General features: G+C 73.1%; 21 protein-coding genes. 9 read left to right on the top strand and 12 right to left on the bottom strand.

Features of this window, described 5'->3' with window-relative positions:
• The first annotated feature begins 140 nt into the window (after positions 1 to 140).
• A complete protein-coding gene (locus tag ACIPXB_RS27460; RefSeq protein WP_401454084.1) occupies positions 141 to 803 on the top strand; it encodes a TIGR00645 family protein in 663 nt (220 codons plus the stop codon).
• On the opposite strand, the gene ACIPXB_RS27455 is transcribed toward ACIPXB_RS27460, so the two are convergent.
• The 5 genes from ACIPXB_RS27455 to ACIPXB_RS27435 form a co-directional block, all read right to left on the bottom strand.
• On the bottom strand, positions 800 to 1,555 hold the full coding sequence (locus ACIPXB_RS27455) for an alpha/beta fold hydrolase (protein WP_401454083.1): 756 nt from the start codon (positions 1,553 to 1,555) through the stop codon (positions 800 to 802). The genes ACIPXB_RS27460 and ACIPXB_RS27455 overlap by 4 nt on opposite strands.
• Before the next feature lie 304 nt (positions 1,556 to 1,859).
• Positions 1,860 to 2,264 (bottom strand): peptide-methionine (R)-S-oxide reductase MsrB, encoded by a 405-nt coding sequence (gene msrB, locus ACIPXB_RS27450; protein ID WP_401454081.1) that lies wholly within the window; start codon positions 2,262 to 2,264, stop codon positions 1,860 to 1,862.
• 44 nt (positions 2,265 to 2,308) lie between these two features.
• Positions 2,309 to 3,703 carry a UDP-N-acetylmuramate--L-alanine ligase gene (gene murC, locus ACIPXB_RS27445; protein ID WP_401454080.1) on the bottom strand — a complete coding sequence of 465 codons (1,395 nt, stop codon included), beginning with the start codon at positions 3,701 to 3,703 and terminating at the stop codon, positions 2,309 to 2,311.
• A 271-nt stretch (positions 3,704 to 3,974) separates the two neighbouring features.
• On the bottom strand, positions 3,975 to 4,442 hold the full coding sequence (locus ACIPXB_RS27440) for an indole-3-glycerol phosphate synthase (RefSeq protein ID WP_401454078.1): 468 nt from the start codon (positions 4,440 to 4,442) through the stop codon (positions 3,975 to 3,977).
• A gap of 127 nt (positions 4,443 to 4,569) precedes the next feature.
• The gene (locus ACIPXB_RS27435; protein ID WP_401454077.1) at positions 4,570 to 5,340 is read right to left on the bottom strand and encodes a pyrimidine reductase family protein; all 771 of its coding nucleotides are present in this window, start codon (positions 5,338 to 5,340) and stop codon (positions 4,570 to 4,572) included.
• A gap of 84 nt (positions 5,341 to 5,424) precedes the next feature.
• On the opposite strand from ACIPXB_RS27435, the gene zapE reads away from it, so the two are divergent.
• From zapE to ACIPXB_RS27410, 5 genes are all read left to right on the top strand, one after another.
• The gene (gene zapE, locus ACIPXB_RS27430) at positions 5,425 to 6,486 is read left to right on the top strand and encodes a cell division protein ZapE (RefSeq protein ID WP_401454122.1); all 1,062 of its coding nucleotides are present in this window, start codon (positions 5,425 to 5,427) and stop codon (positions 6,484 to 6,486) included.
• 77 nt (positions 6,487 to 6,563) lie between these two features.
• Entirely contained in the window at positions 6,564 to 6,989 is a 426-nt protein-coding gene (locus ACIPXB_RS27425) for an OsmC family protein (protein WP_401454076.1), read from the top strand.
• Between the two features lie 203 nt (positions 6,990 to 7,192).
• On the top strand, positions 7,193 to 8,542 hold the full coding sequence (locus ACIPXB_RS27420) for an alkaline phosphatase PhoX (protein WP_401454075.1): 1,350 nt from the start codon (positions 7,193 to 7,195) through the stop codon (positions 8,540 to 8,542).
• Between the two features lie 303 nt (positions 8,543 to 8,845).
• Positions 8,846 to 9,691 carry a PPK2 family polyphosphate kinase gene (locus tag ACIPXB_RS27415; RefSeq protein ID WP_401454120.1) on the top strand — a complete coding sequence of 282 codons (846 nt, stop codon included), beginning with the start codon at positions 8,846 to 8,848 and terminating at the stop codon, positions 9,689 to 9,691.
• Between the two features lie 82 nt (positions 9,692 to 9,773).
• Positions 9,774 to 10,667: a polysaccharide deacetylase family protein gene (locus ACIPXB_RS27410; protein WP_401454074.1), complete on the top strand. Its 894-nt coding sequence runs from the start codon at positions 9,774 to 9,776 to the stop codon at positions 10,665 to 10,667.
• A 69-nt stretch (positions 10,668 to 10,736) separates the two neighbouring features.
• On the opposite strand, the gene ACIPXB_RS27405 is transcribed toward ACIPXB_RS27410, so the two are convergent.
• Genes ACIPXB_RS27405 through ACIPXB_RS27395 form a run of 3 tightly spaced genes read right to left on the bottom strand, consistent with a single transcriptional unit; the run spans position 10,737 to position 12,438 of the window.
• Entirely contained in the window at positions 10,737 to 10,925 is a 189-nt protein-coding gene (locus ACIPXB_RS27405) for a hypothetical protein (RefSeq protein WP_401454073.1), read from the bottom strand.
• A 29-nt stretch (positions 10,926 to 10,954) separates the two neighbouring features.
• Entirely contained in the window at positions 10,955 to 11,605 is a 651-nt protein-coding gene (locus ACIPXB_RS27400) for an ABC transporter (protein ID WP_401454071.1), read from the bottom strand.
• Positions 11,602 to 12,438: an ATP-binding cassette domain-containing protein gene (locus tag ACIPXB_RS27395; RefSeq protein ID WP_401454069.1), complete on the bottom strand. Its 837-nt coding sequence runs from the start codon at positions 12,436 to 12,438 to the stop codon at positions 11,602 to 11,604. Before ACIPXB_RS27395 ends, ACIPXB_RS27400 begins: the two co-directional genes overlap by 4 nt.
• 198 nt (positions 12,439 to 12,636) lie before the next feature.
• Here ACIPXB_RS27395 and ACIPXB_RS27390 point away from each other — a divergent pair, with 198 nt between their 5' ends.
• The gene (locus ACIPXB_RS27390) at positions 12,637 to 13,407 is read left to right on the top strand and encodes a peptidyl-tRNA hydrolase (RefSeq protein WP_401454068.1); all 771 of its coding nucleotides are present in this window, start codon (positions 12,637 to 12,639) and stop codon (positions 13,405 to 13,407) included.
• 87 nt (positions 13,408 to 13,494) lie between these two features.
• On the opposite strand, the gene ACIPXB_RS27385 is transcribed toward ACIPXB_RS27390, so the two are convergent.
• The 3 genes from ACIPXB_RS27385 to ACIPXB_RS27375 all read right to left on the bottom strand — a co-directional run bounded on the left by ACIPXB_RS27385 (position 13,495) and on the right by ACIPXB_RS27375 (position 22,256).
• Complete coding sequence (locus tag ACIPXB_RS27385) at positions 13,495 to 20,793, bottom strand: LamG-like jellyroll fold domain-containing protein (RefSeq protein WP_401454066.1); 7,299 nt, start codon at positions 20,791 to 20,793, stop codon at positions 13,495 to 13,497.
• 708 nt (positions 20,794 to 21,501) lie between these two features.
• On the bottom strand, positions 21,502 to 21,816 hold the full coding sequence (locus ACIPXB_RS27380; RefSeq protein WP_401454065.1) for a 4a-hydroxytetrahydrobiopterin dehydratase: 315 nt from the start codon (positions 21,814 to 21,816) through the stop codon (positions 21,502 to 21,504).
• Between the two features lie 137 nt (positions 21,817 to 21,953).
• Positions 21,954 to 22,256, bottom strand: coding sequence for a hypothetical protein (locus ACIPXB_RS27375; protein ID WP_401454064.1), 303 nt, complete (start codon positions 22,254 to 22,256; stop codon positions 21,954 to 21,956).
• Positions 22,257 to 22,500: 244 nt separating this feature from the next.
• Between ACIPXB_RS27375 and ACIPXB_RS27370 the strand changes: the two genes are divergently transcribed.
• Positions 22,501 to 23,835 (top strand): DUF692 domain-containing protein, encoded by a 1,335-nt coding sequence (locus ACIPXB_RS27370; protein WP_401454119.1) that lies wholly within the window; start codon positions 22,501 to 22,503, stop codon positions 23,833 to 23,835.
• Entirely contained in the window at positions 23,832 to 24,836 is a 1,005-nt protein-coding gene (locus tag ACIPXB_RS27365; protein ID WP_401454063.1) for a TIGR04222 domain-containing membrane protein, read from the top strand. The genes ACIPXB_RS27370 and ACIPXB_RS27365 overlap by 4 nt, the downstream gene beginning before the upstream one ends.
• 258 nt (positions 24,837 to 25,094) lie before the next feature.
• Here ACIPXB_RS27365 and hemQ read toward each other — a convergent pair whose 3' ends face one another.
• A complete protein-coding gene (gene hemQ, locus ACIPXB_RS27360; protein ID WP_401454061.1) occupies positions 25,095 to 25,817 on the bottom strand; it encodes a hydrogen peroxide-dependent heme synthase in 723 nt (240 codons plus the stop codon).

The following is a 25,817-nucleotide window of genomic DNA, read 5'->3' as shown; positions in this document are numbered from 1 at the left end:
GGCACGGCACGTACGACCTGCGGGGTCGTCCGTTCGATGGAGGCGGGCCGGGAGTCCTGCCCGTGCGGCCGAGGTCCGCGAAGCCGGGCCCGGACATCCTGGAAGGGTCCGGTCCCGCCCCCCGATGCCGAAAGCCGTGTATGCCCCTCGCCCCGCCCACCCGGCCCGAACCGCCCACCCGGCCCGCGCCGTCGGCGGCCCCGGCCGCCGCCCCCGCCCCCGCCCCCGTCGCGTCCGGATCCGCGGCCGCGGCCGCGGCCGCGGCCGCGACGCCCGGCAACCGCATCGGCCGGCTGATGTTCCTGAGCCGGTGGCTGCAACTGCCGTTGTACGTCGGGCTGATCGTGGCGCAGATGGTGTACGTATGGGTCTTCCTCAAGGAGCTGACCCATCTCGTGGGGGCCTTCGACGACCTCGACGAGACCCGGACCATGCTGGTCGTCCTGGGCCTCGTCGACGTCGTGATGGTGGCGAACCTGCTGCTGATGGTGATCGTCGGCGGTTACGAGACGTTCGTCGCCCGGGTGGGGCTCAAGGGCCACCCCGACGAGCCGGAGTGGCTCAGCCACGTCAACGCCAACGTGCTCAAGGTCAAGCTGGCCACCGCCATCATCGGGATCTCCTCGATCCACCTGCTGAAGTCGTTCATCGAGATCTCGCGGGAGGGCTGGCAGTGGCAGCAGACGATGTGGCAGGTGATCGTGCACCTCGCCTTCATCGTCTCGGCCCTCTCCCTGGCCGCGATCGACCGCCTCCTGCCCAAGGCGCACGAGCCGGCGATGATCCACCGGACGGACCCCTAGCCCCGCAGGAAGGTCTCCACCACCGTCACGAAGGCGACCGGGGTCTCCTGTGGCGGGTAGTGGCCGCAGCCCGCGAGGCTGTGGATCCGGCAGTTCGGGTACCAGACCTTCCACGTGGCCCGCATGACGTCGGCCGTCAGCGCGAGGTCGTGCTCGCCGACCAGGACCAGCACCGGGACCGTACTGCCCTTGACGGCGTCCGACAGGTCCAGCGGCTGCCAGCTCGCCAGGTAGCCGGCGAGCGCCTCGGGCAGCGCCGTGTCGAGGGAGCGCGCGACCATGCCGGCGAGCCAGTGCCGGCTCGTGCGCTGCCCGGTCACCAGGTCGATGATGGCGCGGCGCTTGTCGGGGTCGTCCGGGGCTCCGTAGAAGAGGGTGCGGGTGTCGTCGTCCATCGCGTACGGCGCGGCGGGCACCGGCGCGACGCCGACGAGCTTCTCGATCCGTTCCGGCGCGCGGACCAGGACCTGCTGCATCGCCTTGCCGCCCATGGAGTGGCCGACGAGGGAGAAGGTGTCCCAGCCCAGTTCGTCGGCGAGGGCGAGGACGTCGTCGGCGATCTCGGGGAGGGTGTAGCGGCCGGGGACCTCCTTGCGGTCGCCGTAGCCCCGGTAGTCGAGGAAGGCGTAGCTGAAACCCTCGGGGTCGAAGTGGTCCAGCACGGAGCCCCAGTGGGCGGAGGTGGTGAACCAGTCGTGCAGGACGATGGCACGGACGGGTCCGGTACCGATCCTGCGGTGGGCGATGGCCATGCGTTCTCCCTCGGTGGCGGGGGCGGAGCCGACGCCGTACGTACTGCCCAGCCGGCCCCGCCTCACACCGTGGAGCGCGGAGCGCGGAGCGCGGAGCACAGGATCAGGCGGTCTTGATCGCCGGGTCGGCCAGCCGCAGGTTGCCGGCGGTGCCGTCGTGGCGCGTCCCGTGCCTCGAGGGCCGGTTGAGGCATGGCATTGGGCCGGATACGGCGGAGGGCTCCCGTTCCGCGGAACGGGAGCCCTCCGCCGTTCACGTCCGTGAACGCGCGCCTCAGCCTTCGTCGGCGTCAGGCGTCAGGCGTCAGGCGTCAGGCGTCAGGCGCAGCGAGATCGAGTTGATGCAGTACCGCTGGTCGGTCGGGGTGGCGTAGCCCTCGCCCTCGAAGACGTGGCCCAGGTGGGAGCCGCAGCGGGCGCAGCGGACCTCGGTGCGGACCATGCCGTGGGAGGTGTCCGCGACGAGCTCCACCGCGTCGGTGTCCTTCGGGTCGTAGAAGGACGGCCAGCCGCAGTGCGACTCGAACTTGGTGTCCGAGCGGAAGAGCTCCGCACCGCAGCCGCGGCAGGAGTAGACGCCCGCGGTCTTGGTGTCGGTGTACTCACCGCGGAAGGCGGGCTCGGTGCCGGCGAGGCGCAGGACCTGGTACTCGGACGGGGTCAGCTCCGCCTGCCACTGCTCATCGGGCTTCTCGACTTCGTATGCCATGGCTGTGCTCCCGCTCCCTCGGTTCCGTTCCGCCGCCCGCCGCGTCAGTGCGACAGGTGGGCGAGGATCTGCGGACCGATGTCCGTGACGTCCCCCGCGCCCATCGTGAGAACAAGATCGCCGGGCTTGGTCATTCCCGCCACCACGGCCGCGGCCGCGCTCTTGTCGTGCTCGGCGGTCACGTCGGCGCCGGCCGCGCGGGCGGCGGCGATGATGATCTCGCTGGTGACGCCGGGGACCGGGTCCTCGCGGGCCGGGTAGATGTCCAGGACGACGGAGGCGTCGGCCAGGGTCAGGGCCTGGCCCATCTCCTTGCCGAGCTCCTGGGTGCGGGAGAAGAGGTGGGGCTGGAAGAGGACCAGGATGCGGGCGTCGCCGGCGGCGCCGCGGATGGCCTGGAGGTCGGCGGTCATCTCGGTCGGGTGGTGGGCGTAGGAGTCGATCACCTGGACGCCGGCGGCCTCGCCCTTGAGCTGGAGGCGGCGCTTGACGCCGGTGTACTTGCCGAGGGCGGCCGCGAGCTCCTCGGCCGGGATGCCGAGGGCGACGCCGGCGGCCAGGGCCGCGACGGCGTTGTGGGCGTAGTGGCTGCCGGGCACGGAGACGGTGAAGACGATCTCGCGGCCGTCCAGGACGACGCAGACCTCGCTGGTCAGGCCGCGCGGGGTGATCTTGCGGATCCAGACGTCGGCGCCTTCGTGCTCGCCGTACGTGACGATGTTCAGGTCGCGGTTGCCGCTGACGCGGCCGGCGATCTCGGCGGCGCCGGCCTGGTCCGAGGAGACGACCAGGGTGCCGCCGGGGACGACCTTGCCGACGAAGGTCTCGAAGGACTCGTAGATCTCGTCCATGGAGGCGTAGTTCGCGTGGTGGTCGAGCTCGGCGTTGAGGATGATCGCGACCTGCGGGGCGTACTTGTGGAAGCTGCGGTCGCTCTCGTCGGCCTCGGCCACGAAGATGTCGCCGGCACCGTGGTGGGCGTTGGAACCGGGAGCGTCGAGGTCGCCGCCGATGGCGTACGAGGGGTCCAGGCCCAGGGCCGAGAGGGAGACCGCCAGCATCGAGGTGGTGGTGGTCTTGCCGTGCGTGCCGGCGACCGCGATGGGGCGCAGGCCGTGCATCAGGCCGGCGAGGGCGTCGGAGCGGTGCACGACGGGCACGCCGAGCTCGGCGGCGCGGGCGAGCTCCGGGTTGTCGGCGCGGATGGCGCTGGAGATGACGACGCAGGTGGCGTCGTCGGAGAGGTGGCCGGGGGCGTGCCCGATGTGCACCGTGGCGCCGTGGGCGCGCAGCGCGTCGGCGGTGTCGGAGTCGCGGGAGTCACTGCCGGCGACCTGGGCGCCGCGCTGGGCGAGGATCTTCGCGATCCCGGACATCCCGGCCCCGCCGATGCCGATGAAGTGGGGGCGGTCCATGGCGGTCGGCAGGCCGGGCGTCATACGGGTTGCTCCAGGATCGAGGTCGACATGTCGCACCCCGGGGCCGGGGTGTGGCACCCCAGCCTAATTCCTTGGCGGGGCTGCGGCGGCGTCGTGCGGATGGCGCGCGGGTGTCGCGCGCCGGGATGCCGAGGGCACGCGCCGGGATGCCGAGGGGACGCGCCGGGATGCCGAGGGCACGCGCCGGGATGCCGAGGGGACGCGCCGGGATGGCGAGGGTACGTGCCGGGATGACCAAGGCGCGCGCCGGACGCGCGCGCCGGCATCGGTGTCACTCGTTGTGCGCGAAGAGCTTGAGCACCGGGACGCCGACCTTGTGGCGGGCCCGCGAGGCCCAGTCGCGGTGGAAGAACTCCTCCACGAAGTGCGGAGCGGTCAGGACGATCACCTCGTCGGCCCCCGTCTCCTCCACGACGGACTTCAGCTTGTCCAGCGGGTGGTCCTCGATGAGCTGGCCGACCGCCCTGGCGTGCTTCTTGCGCAGGGCCTCCAGGGAGTACTCCAGGGCCTGCGCAGCGGGCCCCCGCGCGGCGTCCCCCTCGGGCTCGTCGCCCTCGTGGATCGCCTCGGGGAGCTCACCGAGGGCGACGTCGTCGATGGCGCGCAGCAGCCGGTCCTGGTCGCCGCGGGGCTGCATGAGGACGAAGAAGGAGACCGGGTCGTCTCCGTGCAGGGTGGTGACGAAGTCCACGTCTACGGGTGTCAGAGGCTTCTCGATCATCAATACGCTCGTGAACACGGACGCCCTCTCCTTCATGGGCCGTGGTCGGCCCCTGCGGAAACCATCCTGCCCCGCTGTGCCACGGGGCCTGCGCAGATATATGTGCCCCGCAGGAGCTAAGCGGAACGACAAATTCCGCCTCTTGTCAGATCCGACGGTAGCTGGTGTAGAGGAACCCGGCCTCCTCCAGTACGGAGCCCAGCCCGAAGCGGCTCGGTACGGCCACCCGCGGCCCGCCGGCGATGCGCTGGGCGTCCCCCGCCGTGAGTGTCGGGGACACCGTCAGGCACAGCTCGTCCAGCACCCCGGCGGCCACGAACTGCCCCAGCAGCCTCGGCCCGCCCTCGGTGAGCTGGCGCCGCAGCCCGCGCTCGGCCAGGGCCCGTACCGCCCGCCCCGGCTCCACCCCGGCGCCCTCGCCCGCGATCACGACCTCGGCCCCGGCGTCGGCGGCGGCGGCCAGCCGGTCCGGCGGGGCGGCCGCGCCCGTGACCACCAGGGTCGGCACCAGCGGGGAGGTGAACAGCGGCAGGGTGAAATCCAGGTCCAGGCTCGCCGTGACCACCGCGATCGCGGGCGCGGGGCCCTGGCCGGCGGCCGCGCGCCGGGCGGCGAAGGCCTCCCGGGCCCGGGCCGGGCGGTAGCCCTCCAGCCGAACCGTTTCCGCGCCGACGACCACCACGTCGGCCAGCGCCCGCAGGGTGCCGAAGATCCGCATGTCGGTGTCGCTGGAGATCGGCTGCGAGCGCCCGTCGTGCTGGGCGGCCCCGTCCAGCGAGGAGACCATGTTGGCGCGCAGCCAGTGGGCGTCCGGGGCGAGCCCGGGATAGGCGTAGGCCTCCGCGATCTCGTCCAGGGACCATTCACGGTCGTCCGGGAGCGGTGTCTGATCGGTCACAGGGAACAGGCGTCGCATCGGTGCAGTGTGACACGCCCCGTAGAGTTAAGAGCTGTGTCAACATCTCTCACCGCGTCCGGTTCCGGCTCCGGGCGGAGCCCGATACCCAGCGCGGGCCCGCAGTCCCTGTGTGCCCGCGAGCCCCACGTGCCCGCCGAACGGCTGGTCGCGGAGATGGTGCCGCCCCCGCGTTTCGACGGGGTGCGCTTCGACACGTACGACCCGGACCCGAACCAGCCCAGCCAGGCCGAGGCCGTCACCGTGCTGCGCGGCTTCGCCGCCGGGCTCGGCGGGGCCCACGCCAGCGGCTCCGGCAAGCGCCGCTGGTTCACGAGGACGCCGAAGAACACCGCCCCGGCCGCCCCGCGCGGGGTCTACCTCGACGGCGGCTACGGCGTCGGCAAGACCCACCTGCTGGCCTCCCTGTGGCACGCCACCCCGGCGGCCCCCTCCCTCAAGGCCTTCGGCACCTTCGTGGAGCTGACCAACCTGGTCGGCGCGCTCGGGTTCCAGAAGACCGTGCAGACCCTGGGCGGGCACCGGCTGCTGTGCATCGACGAGTTCGAGCTCGACGACCCGGGCGACACCGTCCTGGTCTCCAGCCTGCTGAGCAAGCTGGTCGAGCAGGGTGTCGCGCTCGCCGCGACCTCCAACACGCTGCCCGGCAAGCTGGGCGAGGGCCGGTTCGCGGCCGTCGACTTCCTGCGCGAGATCCAGGGCCTGTCCGCGCACTTCCGCCCGCTGCGCATCGACGGCGAGGACTACCGCCACCGCGGCCTGCCCCAGGCGCCGGCGCCGTACTCCGAGGAGCAGGTGGCCAAGGCCGCGTACGCGACCCCGGGCGCGACCTTCGACGACTTCCCCGGCGTGCTGGAGCACCTGGCCCGCGTGCACCCGAGCCGCTACAGCGCGCTCACCGAGGGGATATCGGCGGTCTGCCTGACCGACGTCGTACCGGTGCCGGACCAGTCGACCGCGCTGCGCCTGGTGGTGCTCGCCGACCGGCTCTACGACCGGGAGATACCCGTGCTCGCCTCGGGCGTCCCCTTCGACCGGCTGTTCAGCGAGGAGATGCTGAACGGCGGCTACCGCAAGAAGTACTTCCGGGCCATCTCGCGGCTCACCGCGCTCGCCCGCGACGCAAAGGGGCTGGTGGCGCAGTAGGTTGGGGGACGCCGGACGGCCCATCGGCCGGATCCGGCGACCGCATACCGCTGCGATTCTCTGCGAAGGGACCCATCATGGCCACCACGCGTCACGCGCACACCGTCTGGGAAGGCAACCTGCTGGAGGGCAAGGGTGTGGTCACCCTCGACTCCTCGGGCATCGGCTCCTACGACGTCTCCTGGCCCTCGCGCGCGGAGGCGGCGAACGGCAAGACCAGCCCGGAGGAGCTGATCGCGGCCGCCCACTCCAGCTGCTTCTCGATGGCCCTGTCCCACGGCCTGGCCGGCAAGGGCACCCCGCCCACCCGCCTGGAGACCAAGGCCGACGTCACGTTCCAGCCGGGCGAGGGCATCACGGGCATCCACCTGACCGTCGAGGGCGAGGTGCCGGGCCTGGACAACGACGGCTTCGTCGCGGCGGCCGAGGACGCCAAGAAGAACTGCCCCGTCAGCCAGGCGCTGACCGGTACGACGATCACCCTGAGCGCGAAGCTCGCCTGAACGCGAGGCTCGCCTGAACGGGCGCTGACCGGTGCCGGTCCGGGGGCCGCCGCACCAGCCCCCGGACCGGTGCCGGGACCGGCGCCGGGTCCGCCGCGCGGAGCGCCCCGCCGGGCGTGCTCCGCGCGTCGCCGCCGCGCGGGCGCGGCGCCCGTGGTACCACGGCTCGGTCACATCTCCTGTCCCGTTCCGGGGAGTTGCCGATGCCCCTCGACCGACGCCGGGTGCTCGCCGGTGGTGCCGTCGCGTTCAGCGGGGCCCTGGGTGCCCTGTTCGCCGGGAGTCCGAGCGCCGGCCCGCAGGCCACCGGCGGCGGGTACGGGCCGCTGGTGCCCGATCCGCACGGACTGCTCGACCTGCCGGAGGGCTTCGGCTACCGGCTGCTGTCGCGGGCCGGGGACACCCTGCGCTCGGGCGAGGGCCGGGTCCCGGCCAACTGCGACGGCATGGCCGCCTTCCGCGCCGGCCGCGGCGGCGTACGGCTGGTGCGCAACCACGAGAACCGGCTCACGGCCGCCCTGCGGGTACCGGCGGTCAGCGGGCTGACGTACGACCCGGCCGCGCTGGGCGGCTGTACGGTCCTCACGCTCGACGCACGGGGCGCGGTCTTCGGGGAGCGGGTGGGGATCGCGGGCACCGCCGTCAACTGCGCGGGCGGCCGCACCCCTTGGAACACCTGGCTGACCTGCGAGGAGACCGAGGACCGCGCGAGCGCCGGCGGCTACGCGCGCGACCACGGCTACGTCTTCGAGGTGGACCCCGCCGATCCGCGCCGCACGGGCGCGGTGCCGCTGACCGCGCTGGGCCGCTTCGCGCACGAGGCGGTCGCCGTGGACCCGTACCGCGGGATCGTCTACGAGACCGAGGACGCCTTCATCAAGCCCTTCGGGCTCTTCTACCGGTTCCTGCCCCGGCGGCCGCTCGGCGGCACCGGATCGCTGCGCGCCGGCGGCGAGCTCCAGGCGCTGCGGGTACCGGGCATCGCCGACCTGGCCGTCGTACAGGAGCCCGGGGCCGAGTTCCCCGTGGAGTGGCGTCCGGTGCCCGACCCGTCGGCGGCCCGGACACCCGTACGACTCCAGGACTTCGGGCGCGGCGGCGTCACGCACGCGCAGAAGTTGGAGGGGTGCTACTGGGGCGGGTCGGGGGTGTACGTCGTCTCCAGCTACGCCCGCGGCCGCGAGGGCGCGGCGGCCGACCACTCCGGGCAGGTGTGGTTCTACGATCCGCTGCGCACCCGGATCCGGCTGGAGGTGGTCTTCGGCCCGGCCACCGACGTCCGGCTGCCCGGGGAGTCGCCGGACAACATCTGCCTGGCGCCGGACGGCGGGCTGATGGTCTGCGAGGACGGCGGCGGCGAACAGTACGTCTTCGGTGTGACCCGGCACGGCGCGGTGTACGTCATGGCGCGCAACGCCGACAACATCGGCACCGCGGCGGCCCCGGAGTGGGGCGAGTTCGCCGGGGTCACCTTCTCGCCCGACGGGCGGACCATGTACGTCAACGCCTACGCGCCGGGCACGACGTTCGCGGTGACCGGCCCCTGGCACTGACCCCCGCCCGCCGCCGCCCCGCGTCGCGGTTCCTCCCGATGTGACGGAAGATCGGACGGAACCGACGGGATTGGGGTTGCGGTGGCCAAGAAGGACGATTCCCCGGACCGGAAGCCGCGCGGGAAGCCGGACCGGAAGAAGGGGCCGAAGACGGCCGGGAAGCCGGCGGAGGAGGGGAAGGCCGCGCGGGAGCGGAAGGGCCCCGCGCCCGGGAAGGCGCAGCAGGCGGTCGCCGCGGAGCGGGACGAGGCCCGGCGGGCCGCACCGGCGGAGGAAGCGGGCCCCAAGGCCCTCCAGGGCGACCTGCCGGAGGCACGGGTGCGCGATGTGTTCCGGGTGCCCGTGGGCAAGCCGGTCGACCTCGCGGGCGTCGACCCGGCGGGCACCCCCGTGGGCCCGGGCGGGAAGGCCGCCGGAGTGGCCGCCACCGCCGCGCTGGGACCGCGGCTGGCCGCGCTCCAGGACCGGCTGTACGCGGCGAGCACCGCGGGCGACCGCCGCAGCGTGCTGCTGATCCTGCAGGGCATGGACACGAGCGGCAAGGGCGGTGTGGTCGCGCACGTGGTCGGGCAGTTCAACCCGTCCGGCTGCCGCATCACCGCCTTCAAGGCGCCGACGCCCGAGGAGCTCGGCCACCCCTTCCTGTGGCGGATCAGGCGGGCCCTCCCCCGGCCGGGCCAGATCGGCGTCTTCGACCGCTCGCACTACGAGGACGTCCTGATCACCCGGGTGCGCGAACTGGTGCCGCGCCGGCTGCTGGGCCGCCGCTACGGCCAGATCAACCGCTTCGAGCAGAGCCTGGCCGACGACGGCGTGACCGTGGTGAAGGTGTTCCTCCACCTCGGCTTCGAGGAGCAGCGCAAGCGGCTGCTGGCCCGGCTGGACGACCCCGGCAAGCACTGGAAGTTCCACCCGGGCGACATCGACGAGCGCGCCTTGTGGCCCGCCTACCAGCACGCGTACGAGCTGGCGCTGGAACGGTGTTCGACGGACGCCGCGCCCTGGTACGTCGTGCCCGCCGACCGCAAGTGGTACCGCAACTGGGTGATCAGCCGGCTGCTGCTGGAGCACCTGGAGGACATGGCGCCGCGGTACCCGGCGGCGGACTTCGACGTGGCGGAGTGCCGCGCCCGCCTCCTGGCGCAGTGAGGTGGCTGCCACCGGCGGGTGATTTCGGCGCAAACGGACGCCACCTCCGTCCGATTTGCAGATAGTCATATATTTTGCGTAGGTGACCACTTCACTGCGCACCGCGGCCGTCGTCGCCGCGCTCGGTGCCGTCCTCGCCGGCTGCGCGGGCGGCACCGCGACCCCGGACGGAGCCCGCGCGGGAGCCCGTATGGGGGCCTCCGCCTCGCCCGCCGCCCCCTCCTCCGCCTCGGCGTCGCAGAGCGCCGCCCCGCAGGCCGCCCCGGGCCCGGCCAGGCCGCCGACCCTGGCTCCCGGCCCGAACGGCCTGACCCCGGTGTTCGCGCGGGCGAAGCAGCAGACCGAGAAGACGGTCGCCCTGACCTTCGACGCCGACATGACCTCCGATCAGGGGCCGCGCGCGGCCTCGGGGGAACGGTTCGACAATCCGCAGCTGATCACGACCCTGCGCAACCTGAAGGTGCCGTCGACGATCTTCATGACCGGGCGCTGGGCCGAGGAGTACCCGGACCAGGTGAAGGCCATCGGGACCGATCCGATGTTCGAGATCGCGAACCATTCCTACAGCCACCACGCCTTCACCTCCCCCTGCTACGGGCTGCCCGTGCTCGACCCCGCGGCGGGCCGCGCCGACGTGGACCGGGCCTTCGCGGCCTTCCGCAAGGCGGGCGCGGTCAACACCGTCCCCTACTTCCGCTTCCCCGGCGGCTGCTACGACGAGGCGGCACTGCGCGCGCTGGCCACGGCGAAGGTGACGGCCGTCCAGTGGGACGTGGTCAGCGGGGACGCCTTCGCCACGGACCCGGCGGCGGTGGCCGAACAGGTGCTGGCCGGGGTGAAGCCCGGGTCGGTGGTGGTCATGCACTGCACGCGCAGCGCGGCGCCGGTCACCGAGGAGGCGATCGCGAAGATCGTCCCGGAGCTGCGCAAGCGCGGCTACCGCTTCGTGAAGGTCTCCGAGCTCGTCGGACGCTAGGACCCCGGACTCGGCGCTCAGCGGGACCCGGCGCTCAGCCGGACCCAGCCCCGGAGCCGGACCCGGCGCTCAGCCGGAGCAGGCGGTGCGCTGGGCCTCCTGCCACTCGCACACCGGGCACAGCACCACACCCGGCGTGGCCACCCCGTATTCGGTGGGCCGGCCGCAGGCCAGGCAGTCCGCGTACGGCGGCCCGTCGGCCTGTGCGGCGGGGGCCGCCGGGGCCGGGGCGGGACAGTACGACGCGTTCTCGTCCATGCCTCCACCCTACCGAGCGGCCCGCCCCCTCAGCCGCGCCGCCGGACCCGGGCACAGGCCACCGCCCCTGCCCCGCCGGCCAGCAGGGCCGCGCCGGCCAGGGCGGCGTACGGTACCGCGACCGGGCCCGGACCCCCGGCGGTGACCAGCCCGGACACCGCCGCGCGGGCCGGCGACCCGCTCGTCACCAGGGCCAGCAGGGTGGCCAGGCACGCCGCGGTGACCGCGTAGCCGGGGGCGCGCAGCAGCGGCCGGTTGCACAGCGCCCCGACCGCCGTGCCGGTCAGCGCGCACACCAGGACGGCGGCCGCCCCGGCGGGCGCCGCGCCGCGCCCGGCCGGGGCGCCGGTGAGGAGGACGGCCACGGACGCCACCGCTCCGGCGAGCACCGCCCCGCCGAACCCGGTCAGCAGGGCCGCCGCGTGCATCCGCACCGCCCCGGCGGGGCCGGCCGCGACGGCCGCGCAGTCCCGGGCCGCGTCCGGCTCGTTGGTCAGGCAGACCCGTACCAGCCAGGCGGTCACCGGGAGCAGGGCGGCCGCCGCGACACCCAGCGAGTCCGGGACCGGGTCTCCCGGCCGGACACCGACCACGAGCACGGCCGCGTACAGCAGCAGGGGGGCGAGCCAGCGCTGCGAACGCAGCAGCAGGGCGGCCTGATAGCGCAGCAGCGCGGTCACCGGCGGTCCTCCACGGCGGCGACGCCCCGGATGTGCCAGGGCGGATCAGCGGTCAGAAGCACCCTCAGCACGGCGTCGGAGCGCGCCGCGGGCACGGTCAGGCGGACCCCGCCGCCCGCCGCGGGACGCACCGGCAGACCGTCGGGCAGCGCGGCGGGCGGGGCCGAGCCGGGCGGGCCGAGCGCGTCGATCGTCAGGTACGGGCCCCGGTCGTCGTCCGGCCGTACGGGCGCCAGGGCGGCGCCCCCGACCCGGTAGCGGGCGTCGCACCGCCCCGCCAGGCGCCGGGGGTCGTGGTCGACGAACACCACGGTGGCTCCGTCGGCGGTGCGCTCGGCGACCGCCTGGTCGAGCTCGGCCCGGGCGGCGGTGTCGAGGCCGGTCCACGCCTCGTCCAGGACGAGCAGTGCGGGGGCGGCGAGCAGGGCCTGGGCGACGGCCACCTTCTGGCTGCTGCCCTTGGAGAGGTCGGCGAGCGGTGTCCGCGCCCGGTCCCCCGCGCCGAACCGCTCCAGCCAGTACGCCGCCCGCTCCGCCGCGCCGGTGGCCGTCAGGCCCTGGATCCGGCCGAGGTGGGCGAGGTAGGCGCCGACGGTCAGCGGCAGGGCGGGCGGGAAGCGCTCGGGCACGTACGCCGTGCGGCGCGGGCGGCCGGTGATCCGGCCCACGGCAGGGGTGTCCGCCCCGGCGATCAGGCGCAGCAGGGTGGACTTGCCGCCGCCGTTGCCGCCCTCGACGCGGACGAGCGTGGCGGGCGGGAGTTCGAGGTCCACGTCGCGCAGGACCCACGGCCCCCGCGCGCCGTGGCGGTGGCCCACGCCGGTCAGCCGCACGCTCAGGAACCCGCGCCCGGGGCGGCGGACGGCTCGGCGGGGTGTTCGGACGCGAAAGGGTCGCTCTTCATTCCTCGATCCTCCCCCGGGGCGAAAGCCCCAGGCATCCTTCTGGAGGGGGAGCCCGGCGGCGGGAACGTGATCCGTGCCCTCCTCCTGGGGTCGGAGCCGCGCGGCGGCCCTGGCAGACTTGGCCGGATGAACAGCAGTGACAGCCCGGCCGGAGCCGGTCCGGCCACCGACGGTCCCGTCGAGGAGAGTCCCTTCGCGCAGCGGCGCCTCGCGCGGGACGAGGCCCCGCAGTTCGTCCTGCCCCTGGTGGTGCGGATCGAGAAGGCGGAGCCCCCGGCCCGGACGGACGCGCTCGAGACGGCGGCGCGCGCGGTGCTCGTCCTGCTCTCGGACGAGCGGGCGCACGGCGAGGGCGAATGGGCCCGCGCGGTCAGCGACTGGCAGGACGCGCGGATCCGCAAGGTCGTCCGGCGGGCCCGGGGCGCGGAGTGGCGCAAGGCGGAGACGCTGCCGGGCATCACCGTGCACGGTGACATGTCGCAGGTGCGCGTGTTCCCGCCCGTGCCCCTCGACGGCTGGCCGAAGGAGCTGGCCAAGCTCCAGGTCTCGGGCACCGATCTGGACGACCCCGAGCCGGCCGGACCGGCGGAGCCCGGAATCCCGGTGCTGTGGACCAACCCCGGGCTGGAGATGTCGGCGGGCAAGGCGATGGCCCAGGCCGGACACGGGGCGCAGCTGGCGTGGTGGGAGCTGACCGGCACCGAGCGCAAGGCCTGGCGCGAGTCCGGCTTCCGCCTGGCGGTCCGTACGGCCACGCCCGATCGCTGGGCGGAGCTGACCACGAGCGGACTGCCGGTGGTCCAGGACGCCGGCTTCACGGAGATCGCCCCCGGGCCGACTGTCGCACTCGAAGGCGGCACGCGCTACTGCCCTACCCCCCGCCTCCGGCGCTCGTGATGCCTCGCGGCCCTGTGTCCTGGACCCGCAAGCGCCCCCCGATGGCGGGGCCCGGCTCTCCGGCCTTGCCGGAGAGCCGGGCGGATGTCAGTTCTCTATTCCGAAGTAACGGGTGAGGTAGTCGATGATCTCGGGTGCGTGCGGTACGAGTTCGGGCAGTTGGGCCGCGAGCACGTCGCGGGTGGCGGCGGCCAGGCTGCCGGTGCTGGTGGCGGCGCGGCGCACGTACGGTTCGAGGCGCTTGATCAGCTCGTAGTTGCTGTCGATGTTCTCGGCGCGCATCGCCTTTTCCAGCGGCGGCGCGCCGGGCGGCGGGACGGGTGCGAGTACGCGGCTGACGTAGGTGACCCGGTGCAGGATCCGCCAGCACGGGGGCTTGGTGGTGTTCTGGCGGGACTGCCGCAGGGCGGCGGCGTCGGGCACGTCGCTGCCTGCGAGCCACTGGGGGTCGACGACCTTGTGGTAGAAGTCGTCGAAGTTGGCGCTGGTCTCGCCGAGGTAGAAGGTGAGGAAGCGGTAGGCGTCCACCTTGCCCGGCACGAGGACGGGTTTGCCCGCCGCGTCGTAGAGCGGCTTGCCGTTGGTGTCGCGGCGTTGCAGGTCACCCGAGGGCGCGCACTGGACGTCGAGGCCGAAGGCCCGGGAGGAGTCCTTGCCCTTGGCCCGGGTGACGCTGAAGCCGCCGCCCCGGGAGGCGTCGAGCGAGCCGCTCCAGCCGAGGTCGAGGAAGCCGAAGCTGAAGGAGAGGTTGCCGCCGACGTGGTGGTTGAAGCTGTAGGAGCCGGAGGTGGTCTCGCTGACGGCGTCGGTGGCCTCGGTGGTCTCGGCGAAGAAGCCGCCCTGCGCGGTCCAGACGTAGGTGTTGACCAGGTCCCGGTGCGAGAAGCCGCGGGCGGCGGAGCCGGTGCCGCCGCGGCGGCTCGTGGCCTGCGGGTCCGCCGTCATTCCCATGCCGCGCAGGATCGACGTGGCCTGGGCCTCGGCCGGGTCGTCGCCCGTGTGGTGGCCGGTCTCGGTCGAGACCGACTCGTAGAAGGCGTGCATCCGCTGCTGGTCGCGGGTGATGCGGCGCTTGAGTGCGTAGGCGTCTCGGGGCTTGAAGTAGCTGTACTCGCCGTAGCCGGTGGCGGTGGGGTAGTCGGGGTCGGTGACCTTGCCGCGGTCGTCGAAGCCGACCGCGCCGTCGAGGGTGCCCTGCTTGACGTAGCGGGGGTTGATCGGGAAGTGGATGATGTTCCAGTCCAGCGGGATGTCCGGGTTGGGCAGCATCCGGTACGCGACCAGGGCGCCGGTGTGTGCCAGGCGCAGCGCGAAGACATCGGCGGTCTGCGACTGCACCAGCGCAAGGCCGGTGTTGGCGGGGACGAAGCGCCGGCCGATGGCGGAGTTCAGCACCTTGGCGGAGTCCTCCGGGTACCCGGTCAGCGCCAGCTTGGTCTTGCGGGTGGTGTTCTGGCCCTGGCTGACGCTGGTGTCCTGGCTCCAGGTGTTGGAGAACTCCAGGCCGCCCGAGACCCCGACCTTCATCTGGCCCTCGGCCAGTGGTTTCGCGATGCCGACGCCGAGCGGCGCGTTGACCGACATGACGCTCGCGTCGGTCTCCCCGGCGAGCGCGAACTCGAAGGCGGTGTTGACGCTGCTGGTCCTGCTGGAGGACAGGCTGCGTACCACCTGGTCCGCCTCGGTGAACTCCACCGAGGAGGTGCCGGCGTAGCCGTCGGGCTTGTCGGTGAGGTTCTCCGAGGGCACCGGCGGGGCGCCCTCGATGTAGCCCATGAGCTGCGGGTCGAACTGGGCCTGGCCGACCCATTCGGTGGTGAGGTCGCCCACCTTGTAGCCAGTGACGAGGTGCCAGCGGCCGTCCCGGACGAAGCCGTAGCAGCGCTTGAGCACGCCGAGCGGCGTCTCGCCCTTGGCGTCGTACTGGAGGTCGGCGTACTCGGTGGCGCCGGGGGCGCCGGCGATGGTGTCGTGGAAGGGCGTGCGGACGTCGGCGAGCGCGGAGCGCACCTGGGCGGTGTCGGTGGAGACGGGCGCGGTGGAGAGCAGGATCCGTGGCCGCTTCGGGGAGAAGGCCAGGTTGTTGCCGCGCAGGCCCTCGTCGCGTACGGAGGTGGTGCCGGGTTCGGTGGAGTCCCGGTCGAAGGGCCAGTAGCCGAGCAGGTCCTGCTTGTCCCCGCGCAGGCGGGCGAACAGGTTGTCGGAGATCTGCTCCCGGGTCCTGACGGTGCGCCAGATGCGCACCTCCTCCAACGTGCCGGTCAGCGGGTCGGCCGGCTTGCCGCCGACCAACCGGGCGCCGAGGGTCAGTTGCGCGTCGCCCCAGGGGGCGGTGTCCTGCGCCGTGACCTGGCCTTCGGCCAGCGGCTCGCCGTTGCGGTAGAGCCGCAGCGGGCTGGCGGCGGGGTCGACGTCACGGGTCCAGCGGGCACCCCGGAGCTTGGCCGGGAAGGAGCCGGAGACGTCGGAGGTGACGTTGCCGGTGTTCTCGTTGAACGGCCAGCGGGCCAGCAGCCCCTTGTCCCGCGCGGTGGCCGGCAGCCCGAGCTGGACGGCCGGGCGGGCGGCGTTCCACAGCCGGACCTCGCACAGCACGCCGGTCAGCCCTCGTCCGATCTCCACTTCCTGACCGTTGGACTGTGCGCCGGGGCCCCGGTACACGTGGCTGCCGGCCGGGGCGCCGTCCAGGTAGAAGCGAATGTCCTGCTCGGGCTGGGCGGCGGCGCCCGCCTGGGCCCCGGTCACCTCGGGCTTGCGGCGCTCCCGCACCACCGTGACCCGGGTGAGGACGCCGGCCGCGACGGCCCGCTCGGAGGTGTACCGGACGGCCTTGCCGTCGGCCTCGGCGAAGGCGAACTCCAGCCTGCCGTCGGCGGTGAGGCCCAGCTGGTAGGGGACGCCGTCGCGGCCGCCGTCGACGACCGTGCCCTTGGCGAGCAGGCCCATCGGCTTGCCGAGCTTGTCGAGTTGCACGAAGGCCTCGATGGTGAGGTCCTCCAGGACGTCCAGCGCGTTCTGTGGGGCTACCGCCAGGCCCTCGCCGCCGTCCAGGCGCAGCGCCCAGGACTGGGTGAAGGTCGCGGCCAGGTGGGCCCACTCGTTGCACGGGAAGCGCTCCGCCGACCTCAGCACGCGCTCGCCGACCCGCGCCACCACCTGGTAGCCCTTGATGGGTGAGGCCGGGGTGCTCGGCCCGTCGAAGGTCCAGCGGCCGAGGAGGCCGGGCTCCCGGTCGGACAGGCGCTGGTAGCGCTGGGCGGATATCTCCTGGGCGGTGCGCACCCGCCCGAAGACGCGCACCTCGTCGATCTGGCCGTCGAGGTAGAGGTTGGTGAAGGCCTGGTGGCCGAGTACGAGCGGCCCGTTGCCGGTGTAGGGCCCCGCGGAGGTGCCGCGGGCGACCTCGGTGCCGTCCCGGTAGAGGATCAGCTCACGGGTTGCGTTCTTGTACACCGCTGCCCAGTGGTGCCACTCGAGGTCCGGATAGGGCTGGGTGGTCTTCACGGCGTCGCCGTACAGGGCGAACATGAAGGTGTCGTCGGGTTCGAAGCACAGGTGCAGGGTCTGGTCGACCCGGCCGTCCATGGCCCCGTGGGTCAGCAGCGGTTCCCGGCGGCCCCGGGCCTGGTTGCGCTTGGCCCACAGCTCGACGGTGAAGTCGCGGTTGGACAGGTCGAGCGAGCCGGTCAGCTCGACCTTGGTGTCGCCGATGAACTGTTTCACGGGCAGGCCGACCGGGACGAGCGCCAGGGAGTACCCCGACGCGTCCGTCTTGGCGTGGATGATCCGGCCCTGGCCGGACTCGGGGTTGACCCAGGCCTCCATGGTCAGGTCGCCGGTGGTGGCGACGTTCTGCTGCTTGCCGGCGGGCAGCGCCAGGTACTGCTCCTTGCCGTCGAACAGGAAGGCCCGGCCGGGCATCTCGGCGCGCCATCGGCAGCCGCGGCCGGTGATCGTCGGCTTGGCCGTGCCGTTGGGTACGGAGTCGACGTCGCCGGTGGTCAGCCCGACCAGGCGGGAGCCGGCGGAGAGCAGCACGCCGGGCCGGGTGGACTCCGCCCGGGCCCAGTCGTAGCCGACCAGGCTGACCTTGTCGCCCGGTTTGACCGTGGTGGCCGCGGCCGTCAGCGTGAGTGTCTTGGAGCCGATGGGGGCGTCGGAGTCCGCGGCGTAGCCGTTGCTGCCGATCGTCAGGTGGGCCTTGGCGGGGATCACCACGGTGGTGGCCCCGGTCAGTTCCACGGTGCTGCCGGTCAACCGGGCGACCGCGCCGACCGTCACCGGGCGGCCGGGGTTGCCGGCCAGTGCGGCGGCCATCTGGTCGGCCTTGCGGGGCAGCGACCGCCAGGTCTCGGTCTCGTTGCCCAGCGTGATGGTCAGGTCGCAGCGGCCGGGGGCGTCGCCGTCGGCGACCTTGATGGTGCAGTTGCCGAGGGCGATGCCCGGGTCACGGGCGAGGAATCCGAGTGTGCCGCCGCTCCCGGCCAGGCTCTGGGTGCCGCGGATGACGGCGGTGTCGTAGTAGGCGGCGAAGAACTGGTCGTTGGTGCCGCGGAAGTACAGCACGACGTTGCCGGTGCCGCTGTCGAGCAGTGCGGGCCGGTCGGTGCCGCGGGCGAATTCGAGCAGGCCGCCGGACAGGCTCAGGCCGGTGGTGTCCACCGCGAGCAGCGGCATGGCGACCGTCAGGTCGTCGTCGCCCTGGAGGGCGGTCGACAGGTTGGCCAACTTGGCCTGTGCGTCCTTCAGTTCGACCTGGTGGGCGGCCAGCATGAGGGTGAGTTCGTCGGCCCGCTGCTTGGCTGTCCGGGCCTCCTGGAGGAGCTCGCGCGCCGCGTCCATCTGCGCCTTGGCCGCCGGGTACGTCACGTCCAGGCCCGAGCGCATGCCGGCGCGCAGCATGCGCAGCAGGCCCGTCTCGGCCGTCAGGAACTCCTTCGCCTGGACCACGAAGATCTGCTGGGAGGTGACGGGCAGGCCGATCGCGAGCCGGCTGCCGCGGTTGACGATGCGGACGAAGTCGCCCTCGGTGACCAGCTGGAACTGGGCGCCCGGGTTGGCCGGTTCCCGGGTGATCACGTTCAGCTGGGCGTTCTCCGCCATCGAGTTGCCCATGACGTGCAGGTCCTGGCCGGACCGGTTGTTGACCACCCAGTAGCAGGGCCTGCCGTCCTGGCTCTGGCCGACGGCCTCCACCCGCCAGCTGGAGCGGACGTCAGGGGTGACCATCACCGAGGCGCCGCCGCCGGCCGAATCGATGGAGTGGATGCTCCGGTGCGTGTATGCGCCCAGCACCCGCGGGTTCTTGAGGTCGATGGTGTAGTTCCACGAGGTGACCAGGTCCTTCTCGGCGAAGTAGCGCCGCTCCACGTCGTCGAACGCCGGCTTCAACCGGTCGTGCTCCGCCTGCCGCTCGGCCAGCAGGCCGGCCACACCGGACAGCCGGCCGATCTTCAGCTGCAGGTCGGCGATCTCCGGCTCCAGCCGCTTGATCAACTGCTGCAGCGAGCTGACCTGCTCCGAGTCCGTCCCCTTCGTCGGCCGTCTGAGCACCGCCGGGTCCAGCACGTCCGGCGCCTGGGCGAGCCGGCCGTCCCGGCCGACGGCGAAGTCCAGGGTCACCACGGCCGGGTCCTGGCCGTACTTGGCGGCGAAGGCCAGCATCACCCGGGCCTGCCGCTTGGCGGGCTTGGCATCGGCCCGGTACCCGGCGACGACGTTCTCCTGCTGGTGGTAGAGCAGGGCCGACATGCCGGACGTGATCGTGCGCCCCTTGATGACGAAGCTGTCCCGCCGCACTCCGGGGTGGTCGCCGACCGGGGCGTCCGAGCCGGTCCACCTGGCGTCGCCGTCGAGCGTGCCGTGCAGGCCCCGGTCCGTCTGGTCGTAGACGGTGTTCCCGTCACCCTCGTCGAAGCGGTAGTAGGCCACCAGGCCGGCCTCGTTGCCGATCAGACGGTGGTTCAGCTGATCCTTGATCTCGGTGTCGGACCGCACCCGGTTCCAGATCCGCAGCTCGTCGAGGTCGCCGTCGAACAGCTCGCCCGTGCCGCCGGTGACGTCCTTGCCGATCAGGGTGTCCGCGCCGGTCACCGGGGCGAAGGGTAGCGCTCCGCTGCCGCACGGCACGCCGTTGACGTACAGCCTCGCGGTCGTGCCGTCGAAGGTGGCGGCGATGTGGGTGTAGACGTCGGTCGGCACCGTCTCGGTGGAGGTGAGCGCCGACGGCGCACCCTCGTGGGTCAGGGTCACCGCCCCGGAGGCGTCCAGGCCCAGCCGGTACTCCCCGCTCCGGGCCAGCACCGGCCCGTCGAGGCCAACGGGCTTGACCCAGGCCTCGATCGAGTAGGCCCGGCCGCCGAAGCGCAGCGCCGCCGGATCGCCGAGGTCGATGTGGGTGTCGTTCGACCCGGTCAGCCGCACCGCGGTCTCCGCGTGCCCCTCGCTCCCCGTGACCGGCACCAGTTCGCGCCCGGTGAAGGGGCACGTGCCCGGGCTGCGCTCGAACACCGAGTCCCGGTAGGACGGATCCGGACTGGTGTAGAAGCGGGTGCCCTGGGTGTTGAACAGGCCCTGGGCGCCCTGCTCGACGTTGAAGCAGTCCACCCGGCCGGTGGAGTCGTTGTGGGCGAACAGCTGCCAGCGCTGGACACTGTTGATCGCGGTGGGCACCAGGACGGCCGCGAACCGGCCCCGGGTCAGGTTCCGGACGAAGGACAGCTCCTGGGTGGGTTCGTAGAACGGCCTGCCCTCCATGTCCTCGGTGCCCAGGCTGTCCTTGGCCGACTCGGGACGGGTGGCGTGCCGGCTGCGCTTGTAGCGCACCTCCAGGACCGGCTTGAGCTTGCCGTCCACCAGCAGGAACCGGTCGACCAGCAGGGTGTCGCGCACCAGCGGCACCTTCTTCGTGCCGCTGAGCACGTAGTCGGTCCGGGACGCGTTCCCTGAGCAGCCGCCACCGGTCAGCTTGTACACCGCGCCCGGGTCGGACTCGCCGACCGACTGGCGCAGCACCACCACGTACGTGCCGTCGGAGAGCGCGTGGAACGGGGCGTCCGCCGTCAGCCGCGCGGTCGTGGACAGGTACGGGTCGATCTCGCCGGCCGTGGGCCGCTCGTCGGCGGCCGCCTCGGCGCCGCCGCGCTTGACCGTGGGCATCGCCGTCGCCCCGACGACGGCGTACCCCACCTCGGTCAGTTCCCGGGGAAAGGCCAGCTCGACCGGGTTCTCGCTCCAGTACGCCGCGTCCGTATCGCCCTTCACCTGCTGTCCGGCCAGGTCCAGCACGGAGTAGACGATCCGGCGGGCCGCGTCCATCGCGAATGCGATGGTCGTGCCTTGGTGCCGGGCCATCGTCACGTGCCGGTAGGACCGGTCTCCGTACACTTTGAGCAGGGATTCCTGAGGTGCCACTGTTCCCCTCCCACGAGCATGGACGCCTGCTCCGGTTCGTCCCCGACCCGGAGCGGCGATGATTCGCCGCGCACTCCTGACGGAGCAGCAAGCAGTGTGGCAGGGCGGCGCCGGCGCGGAATCCTGGCTGAACTTGTTTGCCTTACAAGCGACTTGAACGACGCATCCCATGGCCGGAACATCGCGCTGGGGGTCGTGGGACTGGACGCCGTCCCCGGTCGTGCGCTCTGCCGGGCGGTGGGCGACCCACCCGCTCGCACCGATCGACCCCTCCGGTGATCGCCGGTGCCACCTGGGACGCCGGCGGGACTCGTTTTACACGCTTACGAACGGGTTGGGAAGCAGATCGTCCGGCGTCCAGCCGGATTACCTTCCGTGGCATGGCCGCGGTCGGTTCGCCGGTACGACGATCTTCCGGGCCGCCTGGGTCGCGCGCCTGACTGTGCGGCGTCGGCCCGACATTGCACAGCCTGCGTCGGACGTGCTCTGCGGCCACCTGAATCCGGGCTCCTGCACTCACTGAGATCGCCCCGGGCTCGGCGACCGTGGTGGCCGATCACCCGGCGCTGCGCGCACGGTCGTGACCCTACGGTGACCGCCGCGCTGCCACCTGCCCGACCCCGGTAGTTCCTGGACGCCCCTCTCGCCTACAGGCGGGAGGGGCGCCTTCGGCGTCCGGGGTCAGTCGAGAGGTAGCGCCTGGTGCGCTGCGACGATCGCGTCGATGCGCTGCGCGAGGTCGAAGTCCGCGGCTGTCAGTCGGTACCCCGCATCGTGCGTCGTGATGCTGGCGCGCAGGTGATCGATGCGCAGGTCGAGATCAGCATGGTGCTGGATACGCCGGGACCGGTCAGTGATCGTCACGATCGCAGCCACGGCGGCGTGGTAGCGGATCGGATAGGTCCGGGTGATCTGGTCACCGACCTGCTCCCACCCCGGCAGCTCCGCCAGGCGCTCGGCAATCTCCTCATGTGTCAAAGGCTTCGGCACACCCATGTTCAGCTCCCCTCGGTTACGAACCCCAGAACCTCGGCAAGGTCCCGGCCGGCCGAGGAGCTGGCGGAGGGGCAGTTCCCGGACGCCCCCTGGCATGCGCCCTGCGGGCGGGAGGGGACGCCTTCGCGCTTCCTGGCTCAGTCCAGCTCCGTGAGCCGATCGACCAGCGCCCGGCCTTGGGGGGCTCCCTGCCGTAGGAGGCGCCCTCCGACGGTGTGCAGCTCGCGCCAGGCGTGGGGGCGGCCGATCTCCGATGCGTCGTGGATAACGCTGAGCGCCGTGGAGAGTGCGGCCTCGGCCTCGCCTGCGCCCGCGTACGCATGAGCCAGGCAGGCGCTGTACCAGGCCCGGTCGCGGCGGTAGGACGTCGCGAATCCGGACAGCCCGACCGTGAGGTTCTCCACGGCGCTGGTCCACTGTTTCAGGTGCAGGTCCGCCATGCCGTGCTGTGCCGCGAACCAGGACTCGCCGTAGAAGGGGTGGCGCGCAGGACCGCGAGCACACCTCCGCCTGAGACGGGACCGCCCCGCCCGGCGCTGCGCGCGCGGTCGTGACCCTATGGTGACCGGCGTGCCGGAACCTCAGATGTTGCTCTGATCGTCCCCCTCCGCGGTTGGCCCGGCCCTGCCGGGGTCATCACATCGGCACGGACCGTTGGAAGGGGGCGAGGGGGACATGGAGCCCATGGACCGTCTGGGGGTGGGGATCGGCTGGCGGCCGGAGATCGCGGACGCCGTCGAACGCCTGCCGGGCCTGGACTGGGTCGAGGTGGTGGCCGAGAACGTCTGTCCCGGCCATCTGCCGGAGTCGCTGCTGCGGCTGCGCGAGCGCGGGGTGCGCGTCGTACCGCACGGGGTCTCGCTGGGGCTGGGCGGCGCGGACCGGCCCGACGCGGGGAAGCTGGCCGAGCTCGGCGAGCGGGCGGTGGCGCTCGGCGCGCCGCTGGTCACCGAGCACATCGCGTTCGTACGGACGTCCTCGCCGGTGCTGGAGGCGGGCCATCTGCTGCCGGTACCGAAGACGTGGGACGCGCTCGGCGTCCTGTGCGAGAACGTCCGGATCGCGCAGGACGCGCTGCCGGTACCGCTGGCGCTGGAGAACATCGCGGCCCTGCTGTCCTGGCCGGACGAGGAGCTGACGGAGGGGCAGTTCCTGGCGGAGCTGGTCGAGCGCACGGGCGTACGGCTCCTCATCGACGTGGCCAACCTGCACACCAACCGCGTCAACCGCGGCGAGGACCCGGTCGCCGTCCTGGACCGGCTGCCGCTGGAGGCGCTGGCCTACGTGCACGTGGCGGGCGGGGTGGAGCGCGACGGCGTGTGGCACGACACGCACTCCCACCCGGTGCCGCCTCAGATCCTCGACGTGCTGGCGGAGCTGCGGGCCCGGGTGGACCCGCCGGGCGTCCTGCTGGAACGGGACGACGACTTCCCGCCGGAGGCGGAGCTGGCGGGCGAACTGGACGCGATCCGGGGCGTGCTGGGACGCTCCCCGGCCCGCCGCCCGGCCCCCGCCGGCGACGCGTCCGCCGGGGACCGCGCAGTCCAGGGCGCCGGCAGAGCCGGGCGCCACGGCGGGGACGGGGCCCGGGGGCGGGTGGCGGTGCGGCAGGCCGCGCTGCTCTCGGCGTTGGTGGCGGGCACGCCCGTCCCCGAGGGGTTCGACGGCCGGCGCGTGAAGGTGCAGGCCAAGGCGCTGGTCGCCAAGCGGGCCTCGGTGGTCCGCAAGGTCGCGCCCGACCTGCCGGAGATCCTCGGCGCCACCGCGTACCGGACGGCGTTCTTCGCCTACGCCCACAACCGTCCCATGACCGGCGGCTACCGCCGGGACGCGCTGGACTTCGCCGAGCACCTGCTGGTCCAGGACCTGCCCGCGGACGCGGCCGCCCGGCGCCGGCTCACCGCCTGGTGGGAGTACCGGGCCGGGTCCCGGCCGCCCGGGCGGGCCGCGCGGCTCCTGGGGTGGCTGCGGCCGGTCCGGCGCCGGGCGCGGGAGCTCGCCGGGGGGCGCGGCACGTGAACGTCGTCGCCCTGCTGGTGTGGGCCGCGGTCCTGTGGTCGTCGCTCACCCTCGTGCGCGGGGTACGGCGCGAGCGGCCCGCACCGGCCGCCGCGCCGCCCCGGCTGTACGACCTGTACGAGGCCGCGTTCCTGTCCGGCGGTCCCGGCCGGGTGGTCGACACGGCGCTCGTGTCGCTGCTCGGGGACGGCCGGCTGGAGCTGGGCGGTCCCGGGATCGTCCGGATGCACCCGGATGCGCGGGCGGCCGATCCGGCCGAACAGGCCGTCCTGCACGCCTGCCTGGCCGCGTCCTCCGGTGCTCTGCACATCGTGCGGTACGAGGCCATGTGCCACCCCGCCGTTCAGGAGATCGGTGACGCCCTGGCCGGACGCGGTCTGCTCGCGCCGCCCGGATGGGGGCGGCGGTGGCGGCGCCGGGCCGTCCGCCAGGCGGTGCTGTGCGCTCTGGCGATCCCGGTCTCGGTCGTGGCGACCGTCGTGCAGGTGGTCACGGCGGAGCGGCCCGGACTGCCGTTCGTCGTGCTGGCGCTGCCGGCCCTGATCGGCGGCCTGGTCGTGGGCGCGGTCCACGCCGCCCGGGCGCGCGCCCGGGTCACCGTACCGGGGCTGCGGGCGCTGGCCGAGGTCCGGGCCTTCCACCGGGGTGACCCGGCCGCGCGCGTGGTGACCGCCCTGAGCGGGCCGCGGGCCCTGCCGGACTCGGGGCTGCGCGCGCAGATGGCGGCCGCGGCCCGGCACACGCCGGCGGTGGCGGCGGCGCACCGCCGCCCGGGTGACTCCGCGTCGGACGGCGCATCGGGCGACGCGTCGGGCGCCGCCTTCGTGCCGGTCGTGTGGTGTGCGGCGAGCGACGGCGGCGGATGGGGCGGAGCGGATGGCGGCGGGTCGGGTGGCGACGGGTCGGGTGGCGGCTCGGGCTGCGGATCGTCCTCGTCGAGCTGTTCCAGCGGTTCGAGCTGCGGCAGTTCGTCCAGCTCCAGCTGCGGCAGCAGTTCCTGACACCGCATCGCACGGTGTGCGGATCACGGGATGCCGGTGCGTCCGGCTCCGGTACGGCCGGCTTCGGCGCGTCCGCCGCATCCGGAGCCCGCGACGGTGTCGCTGGACGACGGGGCGGCGCGACCCTCGGGGGTCGCGGCTGCCGCCGGTCGTCTGAACTTCCGTGCGCGGTCTCCGGCTGCGTCGGTTTCGGGGGCGGACGGCCTCCCGATCCACCGGAGGAGGTCAGTCCTCCGGTCCTTCCCCCCAGGGGAGGTATCAGGCGAGTCCGGCCACCAGATCGGCGACGGACTTGCGGCGTCCGGTGTAGAAGGGGACCTCTTCACGGACGTGCATACGGGCCTCGGAGGCACGCAGGTGACGCATGAGGTCGACGATGCGGTAGAGCTCGTCGGCCTCGAAGGCCAGCAGCCACTCGTAGTCGCCCAGCGAGAAGGAGGCGACGGTGTTGGCGCGGACGTCGGGGAAGCCGCGGGCCATCTTGCCGTGGTCGGCGAGCATGCGGCGGCGGTCCTCGTCCGGCAGCAGGTACCAGTCGTAGCTGCGCACGAACGGGTAGACGCTGACGTAGTCGCGGGCGACCTCGTCGGCCAGGAAGGCCGGGATGTGCGACTTGTTGAACTCCGCGGGGCGGTGCAGCGCCATGTTCGACCACACCGGCTCCAGCGCGCGGCCGAGCCGGGTGCGGCGGAAGAGGTTGTAGGCGCTCTGCAGCTCGTCCGCGGTCTCGGCGTGCCACCAGATCATGACGTCGGCGTCGGCGCGCAGGCCGGAGACGTCGTAGGTGCCGCGGACGGTGATGTCCTTGGCGGCCAGCTGGTCGAACAGCTCCTGGACCTCGTCGGCGTAGCCGGTGCGGTCTGACTCAGAGACGGGCAGCACGTCCTTCAGCTTGAAGACGGACCACAGGGTGTAGCGAATGACCTCATTGAGGTCCTTGGCCTTCTTCCCCGCGTTGGGGATCTTCTCTGGTGCAGTCAT

This window comes from Streptomyces sp. NPDC090022 (genome assembly GCF_044748145.1).
Lineage (GTDB): Bacteria > Actinomycetota > Actinomycetes > Streptomycetales > Streptomycetaceae > Streptomyces.
Note: the sequence above shows the minus strand (reverse complement) of the source record. Positions and strands in the feature narration are given on the sequence as shown.